Below are 12689 nucleotides of genomic sequence, written 5' to 3' on the forward strand. Positions count from 1 at the left end.
CTCATGAGAAAAACTCAAGCGCCGCCAGTCTAGCCAGCCCTCGGCCGGCGACCTTGACGGCAATCAATTGCCGTCAATGCATCAGCTCGGCGAATGGCAGGTACAGCACTTTGTCGTGCTTGTGCAACTGCGCCTCACACTCCACCACCGCCAGCCCATCGGCCCAACAAGCGGCCGTCAGCATCGCCGAACTTTGCTGAGGGTGCAGTTCCACACACAGGTGGCCGTTGGCATCCGGGACCAACCTGGCCCGCAGGTACTGCCGGCGTCGGTTGCGCTTGAGCCAATCGAACCCGGCCGGCAGTTGCAACGGTACAGGCAGCACGTCGCGCATGCCTTGGGCGCGGAACAGGAAGGGACGCACGACGATCAACGCGGTAATCAACGCCGCTGAAGGATTGCCCGGTAGCCCAATCCATGGCTTGCCTTCCACATCCCCAAAGGCCAGGGGCTTGCCCGGCTGGATGGCGAGGCGCCAGAGGTCGATGCTGCCCAAGGCTTCGATGGCTTGCTTGAGGTGGTCTTCTTCACCCACCGAGACACCGCCCGATGTGATCAGCACATCGCATTCGGCGGCGGCCAGGCGCAACGCTTGTCGACTGGCCAATAGCTGGTCGGGCATGACCCCGAAGTCATGCACCTCGACACCCCAACCGCGCAGCAGTGCGGCGAGGCTATGACGATTGCTGTTGTAGATCTGTCCTGGCGCCAGTGGCTCGCCCGGCTCGCGCAGCTCATCGCCGCTGCTGAGCAAGCCCACTTGCAAGGGGCGATAGACGTCCACCTGGCCGACTCCGGCACCGGCGAGCAAACCCAACTCCTGGGCACGCAAGCGCGTGCCGGCTTCGAGCAGCCGGTCTCCTCGACGCAGTTCCTCGCCTTCCTTGCGAACATGGTCACCGCCGTTGACCGACGGCAACCAGACCCGCTCGCCATCGACGCGACAGCTTTCCTGCGGCACCACCGTGTCGGCCCCCGGTGGCAGCGGCGCGCCAGTAAAAATCCGCACGACGTGCCCGGCCTGCAACGGCTCGCCCGGCTCGTCACCCGCGGCGATCCGCCCGCCCAACAGCAGGTAGCCGCCGTCACCCGGCAGGTCAGCGGCCCGCAGGGCATAGCCGTCCATCGCACTGTTATCCCAGGCCGGCAGGTTCATCGGGCACAGAATGTCGGCAACCAGCACACGCGCCAGGGCCTGGTCCAGGCCAACCCGTTGCACGGGCGGTGGCGGCGGGGCCTGGTCGAGCAGATGACGAATCGCCTCATCCACCGGCATCAGCACGCCGCTGTCGCACACCTTGCCGCTCACGAGCGTGTCTCGCAGGCGGTCGGAGCAATGCCGGCCTGCGGCTTGAGATGCGGGGTGAAATTGCACGGGCCAGTGCGGCTGTCCAGTTGCCCGACCAGGATCTTTTCCCAGCCGGTCCGGCAAGCCCCCGGCGAGCCTGGCAAGCAGCAAACCAGCACGCCATTGCTCATGCCCGCCAAGGCCCGTGATTGCAGCGTGGACATACCGATTTCCGCCAGGGACACCTGGCGGAACAACTCACCAAAACCGTCGACGTGCTTGTCCAGCAGCGGCGCCACCGCTTGGGGGGTGTTGTCGCGCGGGGTGAACCCTGTGCCGCCAGTCATCAACACCACCTGCACCTTGGGGTCGGCGATCCATTGGGAGACCTGGGCGCGGATCTGGTAGATATCGTCCTTCACCAGCCCACGGTCGATGAGCACGTGTCCGGCTGTTTGCAGCAGGTCCGCCAGGGTTTGGCCCGAGGTGTCGGTGTCGAAGGTTCGCGTATCGCTGATGGTAAGGACCGCGATGTTCAGTGGTTGAAAGAGGCGTTGCGTCAGATGGGCCATGATCAGCCGTCCTGTCAGAAAAGATGGCCCAGCCTGAACCGCAATCGTTGCCGGGCCTATTCCTCCTTGGAGGTACCTCCCTCGGCGCTCAAGGCGCCAGGCGGCTGCGCTGCCAGGCGCCATCCTGCAGGCGGTAGTCGAGGCGATCGTGCAAACGGTCGGCACGGCCCTGCCAGAATTCCAGCCGTTCGGGTCGCAGGCAATAGCCGCCCCAATGCGCGGGACGTGGCACCGGTTGATCGGCGAAACGTTGTTCGGTTTGCACCAGCAAGGTCTCGAGCGCGGCCCTGTCCTCCAGTGGTCGGCTTTGTGGCGACGCCCAGGCACCCAGGCGACTGGCGACGGAACGGGACTCGAAATAGGCATCCGACAACGCGGGATCAAGCTTGCAGACCTGTCCTTCAATCCGCACTTGCCGCTCCAGCCCCGGCCAGAAAAACGTCATGGCTGCCCACCGGTTGGCCGCGAGGTTCTGTCCCTTGGCGCTGTCGTAGTTGCCGAAAAACGAAAAGCCCTGGGCGTCGAAGCCCTTGAGCAACAACACCCGACAGTGAGGCCGGCCCTGCTCATCCACCGTCGCCAAAGCCATGGCGTTGGCTTCCACCGGTGGGCTTTCGGTGTCTCGGGCCTGTTGCATCCAGAGCCTGAACAAAGCCATGGGGTCGTCGGGTGCCTGGACTTCATCCAGGCCATCGAGGGTGTACTGACGGCGCATTTTGGCCAGGGAAAGGGGCATGACGGTGATCTCCACGATGGGTTTGGGCCAGTGTGGATTCTGCGGCGATGACGGGCCTTGATCGTTGTCAATGGTGGTTCTTGTGGTGAGTTGAAGGGCGCTATCGCGAGCAAGCTCGCTCGCGATGAAGGCAACGCGGTGTAACAGATCAACGGCTACTTGAGCCCCAACCGCCGCGCCAGCTTATGCAAGTTGCTCGGATCAACCTCCAACAACCGCGCCGCCCCCGCCCAATTCTGCCCGCAACGTTCCAGAGCCGTGAGGATCGCCTGTCGCTGACAAGCATCAACCGCCTCACCCAAGGGCTGGAACGGCACATCGAGCGCTTCCAGGGGCCTCTCCGGCAACGCCTGGGCCGTGACGGCGCTGGCATTGACATCCAGATCCAGCACCTGCGGCTCCAAGGTCATGATCAGGCTGCGACTGGCCCCCCGGCTCAGTTGCTTCAACGCCGCGCGACTGATCACATGTTCCAGCTCCCGCACGTTGCCCGGCCAGGAGTACGCCAGCAGCGCCTGTTCAGCCGCCGGTGACAGGCGCAAGCCACGCAAGCCCAGGCGCGTGCGGTTCAGTTCGAGGAAGTGCCCGGCCAGCATCAACACATCGTGGCCACGCTCGCGCAGCGGTGGGATCGGCACCGGGTAGACCGAAAGCCGGTGGTACAGGTCGGCGCGAAACAGCCCGTCGCGAATGCTGTCAGGCAGGTGCCGGTTGGTGGCGGCGATGATCCGCACATCGACGTGCAGCGGCTTGTCCGCCCCCAGGCGCTGGATCTCGCCGTTCTGCAGGGTGCGCAGCAGCTTGGCCTGCACACTCAGCGGCAACTCGCCGACTTCGTCGAGAAAAAGAGTGCCGCCATTGGCCGCGTCGAAACGCCCGGCGCGGTCAGTCGTCGCGCCGGAGAACGCGCCTTTGACGTGGCCGAACAACTCACTTTCCGCCAGGGACTCCGGCAACGCCGCACAATTGACCTGGACCAATGGCTTGTGGCCGCGCCGGGACAAGCGATGCAGACGCCGGGCAAACAATTCCTTGCCCACGCCGGTTTCGCCCAGCAACAGCACCGGCAGTTCGGAGTCGGCCAATACATCCAATTCGTTGAGCAACTGTTGCAGCCCCTCGCTACGGCCGAGGATCTCGCCCTCCTCGGCCGGCAGACGCAGGTCCGCCGGGTCGCTGCGCGAGGCCCGCAGGCTGCGGTTTTCCTGCTCGAGCCGAGTGACTCGCACCGCCGCTTCGATCTGCAAGGTGCAGCGCTTGAGTTCCTCCCGGGCGCGGCTGTCGAAGGTGCCGGCGTGCAACGCATCGAGGGTGATCGCGCCCCAGAGCCGGCCTTCCACATACAGGCTTACGCCCATGCAGTCGTGCACCGGCAGCGGCTCGCCGACATGGTTGTCGAGCAAGCCGTCATAAGGGTCCGGCAAGCGACTGTCAGGCTCGAACCAGGTGGGCTCGCGCGAGGCCATGATTGCCGCCAGGCGTGGGTGTTGGGCAATCACGAACCGTCGGCCCAGCGCCTCGTGGACCAGACCCACGGTCGCCACGGGCCTGAGGCTGTCGTCGTCCAGGCGCAACAATCCCACGGCGCCACTGTTGAAGTATTCGCGCAGGGTCTGCACCAGGCGCTGCAATCGCACCGCATTGGGCAGCTCGACGATCAGGTCGGCGGCCAGGCTTTCACGCAGCATGGTAGTGATGACCCTCCAGGGTTCGTTTGACCCTCAACAGTCAGGGTGACAATCACCCTGCCAAAAATTTAATGCTTTATTTTCAATCAGTTGAAACTGGCACGTCGACTGCAAAGTCCGTTCATCCGTCCCTGCCGGGATTCAACCCCAAGGAAACATGATGAGCCTCGATTTGCTGGAACAAAGCCTCGGCCAACTGGCCTGCGATATTCCCGGTGCAACCCGTACCTTCCATCATTACAACCTCGACTTCTGCTGCGGCGGGCAAAAGTCCTTGCGTGAAGCAGCGCTGGGCAAAGGCCTGAACCCGCTGCTGATCGCCGACGCCCTGCGCACCTTGCAAGCCGCTGGGGAGCTGGGCCATGACTGGCGCGACGAACCCCAGGCGACCTTGATTGGCCACATCCTGGAGCGCTACCACGCACGCCATCGCGAACAGCTGCCGGAACTGATCCGCTTGGCCCGGCGCGTCGAGCAGGTCCACGGTGCGCGACCCAGTTGCCCGAACGGCCTGGCCGATCACCTGCAGGACATGTACCAGGAACTCGAAGGCCACATGCTCAAGGAAGAACAGGTGCTGTTCCCGATGCTGCAACAAGGCCTGGGCGAACGGGCCTCGGCGCCGATCCAGGTGCTGCGCTACGAACACGACCAGCACGGTGAAGCCCTGGAAACCATGCTCGCCCTGACCGACCAGATCACCCCGCCCGCCGACGCCTGCAACACCTGGCGCGCCCTGTATCGCGGGTTGGTGGAGTTTCGTGATGACCTGATGCAGCACATCCACCTGGAAAACAATGTGTTGTTCGTCAATGCGATGAAGCCTGCCCGTTAACTCTCAAACATTGCCCATTACGCCTGTGGGAGCAAAGCTTGCTCCCACAGGCATTCGTTGCTCTCATCCCTGCTCAAAACTGCCAATAGAACATCGCCTTGGCCAACACCACGATCAACACCATGTGCCCCAGGATACTGCGACGCAACCAGCAGGCTCGGTTCGGCGTCAGGCGACCGCGCTTGAGCCAGTACGCCAGCCACAAATAGTGACCGATGATGCTCAGGGCCAGCAGGATCTTCAGGCTCAGCAGCAGGCCGAAGCTGTTGCTCAACGGCTGGCTCAATGCGCCGCGATGCTGCCAGGCCAGGGCCATGCCGGCGCCGTACAGCACCAGCACGACGCCGTGCAGCACGCGGCGCGAGCGCTGGGCGATGGCCTGGTCGGCAGCGTCCTTGACGCCTTGGGCCAACGGCCGACGGGCGCCATGCCAGATGAAGACCTCGAAAAACAGCGTGCCAATGAAGGCGATGGCCGCCAACAGGTGGGTAACCAGCAAGACCCCGTACATTATCGATTCCCTCTGCCCAGTCGGCTCATCCCGGATGCCCATCCACCCGAGCCTTGAGCAGCATCGGCCCATAGCGCCAGGCGTATAGACCGAACGCCAGTGTCCAGCACAGCGCCGCCAGCCACAGCCCGGCCAACGGCAACAGCAGCACCAACAGCACGCGGCTCAGGCACGCCAGGTTCAGCAGGATGAACGCCAGGGTCATGCCCGCCGGCGGCTCGAGGGCGCGCCCGGTATGGCCCAGGCTGACACGGGCAACCATCGCCAGGATCAACCCGGCCATGGCGCCGATGGTCAGGCCATGCACCGCCAGGCTCGGGTTCACTGGCACGCCGAAGTGCCACAGCGCCATGCCCAGGCAAGCCACCGCCAGCCAGGCGTAGGCCAGGTGCAACGACCACAGCAGCGGCACCCGCCACAAATCCCGATCATGCCAACGCACCAGCCGAATCCCGTGGCCCACCGCCAACGCGGCGAACAACAGGCCGACCCAGACGCTGGTCACCAGCGCCGGACCGAAGGCATACAACAACGCCACCAGCGCCGCCCCTGCCAGCAACAGGCGATCGAGCCACGGCCAAGGGGCAACGCCCTCGACCCGACCGAGGCCGCGCTGGGTAAAGAATGGAATCACGCGCCCGCCGATCAACCCCATCATGGCCGCCACTAGCCACAGGCCGGTGAGCACGCTCTGGCGTTGCAAGCCCTCGTCGTGCTGCACCAGGCCGTATACGGATAACGCATCGGCGGCGGCCAACAGCAGCAATACCAGCACAATTGGGTAATTGCGCTTCTGCCGCACACGCCACAACATCACGCCCATCAGCGCGGCGACCGCCAGGGCAAAACCCAGCTCCAGCAGCGTCAGTAACGGCCAGGGCGCATCCACCAACCAGGCCAGCCGCGCGCCCAGCCACAACAACGCCAGCGTTGCCAGGCGCTTGCCGCTGAGGCCGGGGATTCCGGTCCAGGTTTGCACCGCCGTCAGCAGGAACCCGGCAATGATCGCCAGGCCGAAACCGAACAACAGTTCATGCCGATGCCAGGCCAACCAGCCGCCGGCCGGCTGCCAGGTCGACAAGCGCCCGGTGAACGCCAGCAGCCACAGGGGAATGGCCAACAGCGCCAACACGCAGCCCGCCAGGAAGAACGGCCGAAACGCCAGGCGCCACAGCGGCAGAATGGCCATGGCCTTGCGACGGTCAAGCACTTGCATACATCACTCCTTTTGCCTCGCTGAACCGCCAGCGAAGTACGACAAACCAGGGTTCGAATGATCGGCTATCGGCGCTGGCAGGCCTTGTCTCAGATCAAGCCAGCCAGGTGCCTCGACCAGTCACTTGCAAGGGGCTTGCCGAACCGGGTCGAGCCATTCGCTAAATACCCCTACCCCCCTGTGGGAGCGAGCTTGCTCGCGATGGCGGTGGGCCAGACAACTCAATACTGACTGATCCGACGCCATCGCGAGCAAGCTCGCTCCCACAGGGACTATAGCCGAACGGGGTACTTATGACCCTTTCGTGGTTGTTTTAACCCGATTGCGCCAGGGTCATTTTTACCCTCACTAACTCTAACGTCCCATGAAACAACGCCCGCAGGCATGGCCCGTCTCTTGCTCAGGCACGGCATCACCTTTCTTGTCGGGGTCATCCATGAAATCCGTCGTTCTGCCGTTTACCTGGTTCGTCTTGCTCTCCTGCGTCGTGGCGCTAGCCAGCGGCCTGTCCCTGAGCCTGGTCTGACCCCGACCACCTCTTTCACCCTTACAAGGATTCCATGCCATGGTGCTCCACCGCGTCCATCACCAGATTCTGCGCAGCCATCACCTGTTCGAGCCTTTGAACGAAGAAGAGCTCAACGAATTGATGAGCAACAGCCAACTGCTGAACATCGACCGGGGCGATCCGCTGTTCCGCCAGGGAGAGCCGGCGCAGGCGTTTTACTTCGTGATTTCCGGTGCCGTGAAAATCTACCGGCTGACCCCGGATGGCCAGGAAAAGGTCTTCGAGGTGATCGGCGAGCGCCAGACCTTCGCCGAAGCCATGATGCTGATGGACACCCCCAACTACGTCGCGTCCGCTGAAGCCGTCGGCCCGACCCAGGTATACCGGTTGTCCAACGCTACCTACATGCGTCTGCTGCAAAGCAACAGCCGGCTGACCTTCGCCCTGCTCGGCAAGCTCTGTGTACGCCTGCACCAACGGGTCAACGAGATTGAAACCTTGTCACTGAAGAACGCCACTCACCGCGTGGTGCGCTACCTGCTGACGCAACTGGTGCGCCTGCAAACCGTGGACAGCCAGTTCGAATTGCCGATGGCCAAGCAGTTGATCGCCGGGCACTTGTCGATCCAGCCGGAAACCTTCTCGCGGATCATCCGGCGCCTGATCGATGAAAAAATCATCACCCAGGACGGTCGCCAGATCGCCATTCTCGATCGCCTGCGCCTGGAGCAATTCGAATGAGCGCGCAGCCCACTTGCCTGTATTGCCAACAAGCCAACCCGATACACGAAACCGAATGTCGCCAGTGCGGCATGCCCCTGCCAGTCGAGGCCGCAAAGGCCAGCGAGCGTCGGTTGCGACGCTTCACCTGGTTCTGTGTCGGCTTGACGATCTTCTGCATCGTCATGTTCTTCTGGCTGCCGCGCAGCATCGCCTGAGCCCTCAATCCTGAGTCAATTGCCGGTACAACTGCGGTAAGCGCAGCGGCAGTTGCTCGGGCTGGCGAATCAAGGTGTAGCCGTTGGCCCCGAACATGTACGGCAGGTAATCCCCCGCTTCGCGATCGATGGTGATGCAGAACGGCGTCAGCCCTTGGCGCCGGGCTTCCAGCACTGCCTGGCGGGTGTCTTCCACACCGTAGCGTCCTTCGTAGAGGTCCAGGTCATTGGGCTTGCCGTCACTGAGCAGCAACAACAATTTGCGCCGCCGCTTGCAGCCCGCCAATCGTTGCGTGGCCTGGCGAATCGCCGCGCCCATGCGCGTGTAGTAACCGGGCTTGAGCCCTTGGATCCGCCCCCGGGTGTGGTCGTCATAACGCTGGTTGAAGGCCTTGAGTTCATGCATGCGCACCTGCTGGCGGCGCAAGGAAGAGAACCCGTACAAGGCAAAATCGTCCCCCAGCACCGATAGGGTTTCGCCGAACAGCAACAGGCTGTCGCGAATCACGTCGATCACCCGGTGTTCGTCGTTGAGGTGGGCATCGGTAGACATCGACAGGTCGGCCAACAGCAGGCAGGCCAGGTCGCGGCGCGTCTGACGCTGGTCCATGAACAGCCCGCGTTCACTGCACTGCCCGTGCTGGCGTTCGACGTGGAAATCCAGCCAGGCTTGCAGGTCCAGTTCCGAGCCTTGGGTTTGCTGGCGCAACCATTGGCGATCGTTGCGCAAGTGTTCGAACTGGCGACGCAAGCGCTGGGCCGAGCTTCGCAGGCGCGCGGGCAACGGCTGGGGCTGGCAATCGCGAGGGGTAAAGGTTTGCAGGCTGACGAAGTCGTCCTGCAGTCGTTGCTTGCGGTAATCCCATTCCGGCAACAGGATGCCTGCGCCCAACGGGAGGTCATCCACATCGGCCGGCGGCAGGTCCAGGTGCAGTTTCAAACCACCGCCCTTGCGTATGCGGGTACGTGACAAGGTCAACTGGTCCAGGTCCTCGGCGACGCGAGCGGCGTCCGGGTCTTCGCTGTCATCCGCCCAGCGATCCAGGTCCACGTGTTCGGTCCAACTGAACAGGTTTTCCAGGCGCACGATCAGCAGCCCACCATCACGGGTGGTGTCGTCGATTCGCTCGGCGCGCTTGCGCCCGCCCTGCTGTTCACCGGGCGGCGTCGCCAGGTATTGCTCGGACTCCTCAAGGTTGGCGGCCTGGGGATTGGCCAGGTGTTGGGGTGGGTAGAGCCACAGCGGCAACGGCCAGGCCGCCCGCTCGCTGCGTGGAAAATGTTCGACACTGCCCGGTTCGCGCAAGGCTTGGCACAGCGCCCGCTCCAAGGCGGCTTCGGCCGGGTTGAGCGTGGCCGGATCGGGGCGCAGGGACAGGTGCGCCTCCACCAGTCGCCGGTAGCGAGGGCGCAGCGCCGGGTAGCGCTTCAACACCGCCAGGGTCCAGCGTTGATTGTCCCGTCCCCAGTGCTTCATCGGCCCCGACTGCGCGGCCAGCAACGCGAGCCAGCGATACAGCTCTTCGTTGAGCCCGACATCGGGGAACGTCGCCAGGCTCGCCGGCAGCCGCAGGTTATCGCCATCGCAACAGGCCAGGGGCACTTGCTTGCAGGTGCCGGCAATCTGCTGCAACAGGTTGCGACGCAACAACAGGTCGCGGTCGCTGACCGCTTCCACCCCCAGGTGAGGCGCACCGCCAGTGGCGCGAAACAGCACCTGCAACGAACGTTGCCGGGGCACCAGCTCGACCCGGGCCTCAGGAAAATCAGCACTGGCCCGGCGGGTGATGAAACGGTGCCAGACACTGCCGACCCATTCTTCCAGCTCCAGGGTGAATGCCATGGTTATTCTCCTCTTAAGCCGTTGCACTGAAGGGACTGGCTCACACCGCTTTCGTGGCGAGGGAGCTTGCTCCCGCTGGGGTGCGCAGCAGCCCCCTTTTTGTGGGCGCTGCGCACCCAAGCGGGAGCAAGCTCCCTCGCCACAATGAGTCCGGCTCAGTCGCTGTGGTGACTCACGAAGGCACCACCGCCGCTGGTGCCCGCAGGGCCGCACGGCCACGTTGACGGAAGCTGAACAGGTAGCAGAGCAACCCGGCCAGGAACCCGATACCGCTGACCAGTCGTGCCCAGAACAGCGGCTTCAAATGATCCATCGTGGCCATGAACGGCAAGGCACTGCCATCCGGCATCCACCGCTGCAACCACACCTGGACCACACCGGCAGCGGTGAGGAACAAGGTGATCATCACCATCGACAAGGTCATCAACCAGAAGCCCCAGATCTCCAACCGCTGGGAACGTTCGTCCGCTGCTTCACCCAACCCACGCAAGCGTGGCATGGCGTAGCTGATCAGCGTCATCACGATCATTGCGTAGGCGCCGTAGAAGGCCAGGTGACCGTGGGCCGCAGTCAGTTGCGAACCGTGGGTGTAGTAGTTGACCGGTGCCAGGGTGTGCAGGAAACCCCAGACGCCCGCACCGAAGAACGCGGTGACCGTGGTGCCCTTGGCCCACAACGTGGCGGCGCGGTTCGGGTGTTGCCGACGACGGTTTTTCACCATGCTGAAGGCGAAGACCACCATGGCCAGGAACGGTAGCGGTTCCATCGCCGAGAAGATCGAGCCGACCCACAACCAGACCTCGGGCGCGCCGATCCAGAAGAAGTGGTGACCGGTGCCGATGATCCCGGTGATCAACGCCATGGCGATAATCACGTAGAGCCATTTTTCCACCACTTCCCGGTCCACGCCGGTGATCTTGATCAGGACGAAGGCGAGCATCGAACCCATGATCAGCTCCCAGACGCCTTCCACCCAAAGATGCACCACCCACCACCAGTAGAACTTGTCGCGTGCGAGGTTTTCCGGGTTGTAGAAGGAGAACAGGAAGAACACCGCCAGGCCGATCAGCCCGGTCATCATCACCATGCTGACCGTGGTCTTGCGCCCCTTGAGCAGGGTCATGCCGATGTTGTAGAGGAACCCCAGGCATACCACGACGATGCCCATCTTGGTGATGGTCGGCTGTTCCAGGAACTCGCGGCCCATGGTCGGTAGCAGGTCGTTGCCGGTGAATTTCGCCAGCGTGGCATAAGGCACCGAGAGGTAACCCAGGATCGTCGCCACGCCAGCGGCGGCGAACACCCAGAACAGCAACAGCGCCAGTTTCGGGCTGTGCAGTTCGCGGTCGGCCTCCTCCGGTATCAGGTAATACGCCGCGCCCATGAAGCCGAACAGCAGCCAGACGATCAGCAGGTTGGTGTGGACCATGCGGGCCACGTTGAAAGGGATCAGCGGGAACAGGAAGTCGCCGACCACGTATTGCAGCCCCATGATCAAACCGAACAACACCTGCCCCAGGAACAGCATCAGGGCAAACACGAAGTAGGGTTTGGCGACGGCCTGCGAGGCGAATTTCAGATGCGGATTAGCCATGCTCATCTCTCAGCCCTCCTTGTTTGGCGGCCAGCCATTGGTATTGATTTTCGAGCTCCATTTGAGGAACTCGGCGATGTCGTCGACCTCCTGCTCGCTCAGGTTGAACTGCGGCATGGCCCGACGCCCCGGAACGTTCAGCGGCTGCATTTTCATCCAGGCCTGCAGGAACGGCTTGAAGGCTTCATCGCCACCGCGACGGTTGACCACGTTGCCCAGCTCCGGCGCAAAGTACGCGCCCTCGCCCAGCAGGGTATGGCAGCCGATGCAGTTATTGCGCTCCCAGACGCCCTTGCCGCGTATCACCGATTCCGTCAATTGCGCCTGGTTGCTGCGTTCTGGAAAGGTCTGTTCCGTGTGGTAGGTCAGGGCCAGGAATATCAGGAAAAAGAAGATGCTTCCCCCGAAATAAATATTCCTGGCCATGCCTTTGGTGAAAGTATCTGACATGGTCACTTCCTCATTGCTTGGCGTGTTCATTCTAGGAAGCGAGGGGTCGGAAACCGCTTGATGGCGATCAAGAATCTCCGATGGTTTTGGTGGGTTGTTCCTGCAGCACCGATCCCGTGGCGAGGGAGCTTGCTCCCGCTGGGTCGCGAAGCGGCCCCAAAACCTGCCGGCACGGTGTGTCAGGTAGAGTGAGGTTGTTACGAATGGGGCTGCTGCGCAGCCCAGCGGGAGCAAGCTCCCTCGCCACGGGTTATGTGCCTGCCATGAGTGTCGAGGCAATCAGCGTCGCCAACAGCACCGCCCAGCTCAATATCAACCCGCGCCACAGGCGCGGCGCATGGCGCAGTTCCATGAAGCCGTCGGCGATCAGCCAGGCCTTGGTCACCGCGACCACCAGGATGGCGATGGACACCAGCCCGGCAGCCGCGATCTGGCCCAGGGCAACGGTGCCGGTGCTAAGCACGGCCAGCGTCATCCAGCAAGCAATCAAGACACGGGAAGCCGACATGA

13 protein-coding genes are annotated in these 12689 nt (G+C 63.2%); 3 read left to right on the top strand and 10 right to left on the bottom strand.

What is annotated here, in order from left to right:
- Positions 1–73: 73 nt before the first annotated feature.
- The 4 genes from V7773_RS04410 to norR all read right to left on the bottom strand — a co-directional run bounded on the left by V7773_RS04410 (position 74) and on the right by norR (position 4284).
- Entirely contained in the window at positions 74–1309 is a 1236-nt protein-coding gene (locus V7773_RS04410; RefSeq protein WP_336072445.1) for a molybdopterin molybdotransferase MoeA, read from the bottom strand.
- Positions 1306–1860 carry a molybdenum cofactor biosynthesis protein B gene (gene moaB / locus V7773_RS04415; RefSeq protein ID WP_072347918.1) on the bottom strand — a complete coding sequence of 185 codons (555 nt, stop codon included), beginning with the start codon at positions 1858–1860 and terminating at the stop codon, positions 1306–1308. Before moaB ends, V7773_RS04410 begins: the two co-directional genes overlap by 4 nt.
- A gap of 88 nt (positions 1861–1948) precedes the next feature.
- A complete protein-coding gene (pdxH, locus tag V7773_RS04420) occupies positions 1949–2596 on the bottom strand; it encodes a pyridoxamine 5'-phosphate oxidase (RefSeq protein ID WP_336072446.1) in 648 nt (215 codons plus the stop codon).
- Between the two features lie 155 nt (positions 2597–2751).
- Complete coding sequence (gene norR, locus V7773_RS04425) at positions 2752–4284, bottom strand: nitric oxide reductase transcriptional regulator NorR (RefSeq protein WP_336072447.1); 1533 nt, start codon at positions 4282–4284, stop codon at positions 2752–2754.
- 160 nt (positions 4285–4444) lie between these two features.
- Here norR and ytfE point away from each other — a divergent pair, with 160 nt between their 5' ends.
- Positions 4445–5119, top strand: a complete 675-nt coding sequence (gene ytfE, locus V7773_RS04430; protein ID WP_063320845.1) for an iron-sulfur cluster repair protein YtfE — start codon at positions 4445–4447, stop codon at positions 5117–5119.
- 73 nt (positions 5120–5192) lie between these two features.
- Here the strand turns inward: ytfE and V7773_RS04435 are convergent, their stop codons facing one another.
- Both V7773_RS04435 and V7773_RS04440 read right to left on the bottom strand, forming a co-directional pair.
- Positions 5193–5630, bottom strand: coding sequence for a hypothetical protein (locus V7773_RS04435; protein ID WP_336072448.1), 438 nt, complete (start codon positions 5628–5630; stop codon positions 5193–5195).
- Between the two features lie 25 nt (positions 5631–5655).
- Positions 5656–6846: an NnrS family protein gene (locus V7773_RS04440; RefSeq protein WP_336072449.1), complete on the bottom strand. Its 1191-nt coding sequence runs from the start codon at positions 6844–6846 to the stop codon at positions 5656–5658.
- 565 nt (positions 6847–7411) lie between these two features.
- On the opposite strand from V7773_RS04440, the gene V7773_RS04445 reads away from it, so the two are divergent.
- Both V7773_RS04445 and V7773_RS04450 read left to right on the top strand, forming a co-directional pair.
- A complete protein-coding gene (locus tag V7773_RS04445; protein WP_003202487.1) occupies positions 7412–8095 on the top strand; it encodes a Crp/Fnr family transcriptional regulator in 684 nt (227 codons plus the stop codon).
- Positions 8092–8292 carry a hypothetical protein gene (locus V7773_RS04450; protein ID WP_063320842.1) on the top strand — a complete coding sequence of 67 codons (201 nt, stop codon included), beginning with the start codon at positions 8092–8094 and terminating at the stop codon, positions 8290–8292. The genes V7773_RS04445 and V7773_RS04450 overlap by 4 nt, the downstream gene beginning before the upstream one ends.
- A 4-nt stretch (positions 8293–8296) precedes the next feature.
- Here the strand turns inward: V7773_RS04450 and V7773_RS04455 are convergent, their stop codons facing one another.
- The 4 genes from V7773_RS04455 to V7773_RS04470 all read right to left on the bottom strand — a co-directional run bounded on the left by V7773_RS04455 (position 8297) and on the right by V7773_RS04470 (position 12687).
- Positions 8297–10135, bottom strand: coding sequence for a nitric oxide reductase activation protein NorD (locus V7773_RS04455; protein ID WP_063320841.1), 1839 nt, complete (start codon positions 10133–10135; stop codon positions 8297–8299).
- A 172-nt stretch (positions 10136–10307) separates the two neighbouring features.
- Complete coding sequence (locus V7773_RS04460; RefSeq protein ID WP_336072450.1) at positions 10308–11735, bottom strand: cbb3-type cytochrome c oxidase subunit I; 1428 nt, start codon at positions 11733–11735, stop codon at positions 10308–10310.
- Between the two features lie 3 nt (positions 11736–11738).
- Positions 11739–12179 carry a c-type cytochrome gene (locus V7773_RS04465; protein WP_003202495.1) on the bottom strand — a complete coding sequence of 147 codons (441 nt, stop codon included), beginning with the start codon at positions 12177–12179 and terminating at the stop codon, positions 11739–11741.
- Between the two features lie 250 nt (positions 12180–12429).
- The gene (locus V7773_RS04470) at positions 12430–12687 is read right to left on the bottom strand and encodes a cytochrome C oxidase subunit IV family protein (RefSeq protein WP_336072451.1); all 258 of its coding nucleotides are present in this window, start codon (positions 12685–12687) and stop codon (positions 12430–12432) included.
- Positions 12688–12689: the final 2 nt, after the last annotated feature.

Source organism: Pseudomonas sp. 3JA (assembly GCF_036961705.1).
In the GTDB taxonomy this organism is placed as follows: Bacteria; Pseudomonadota; Gammaproteobacteria; order Pseudomonadales; family Pseudomonadaceae; genus Aquipseudomonas; species Aquipseudomonas fluorescens_Q.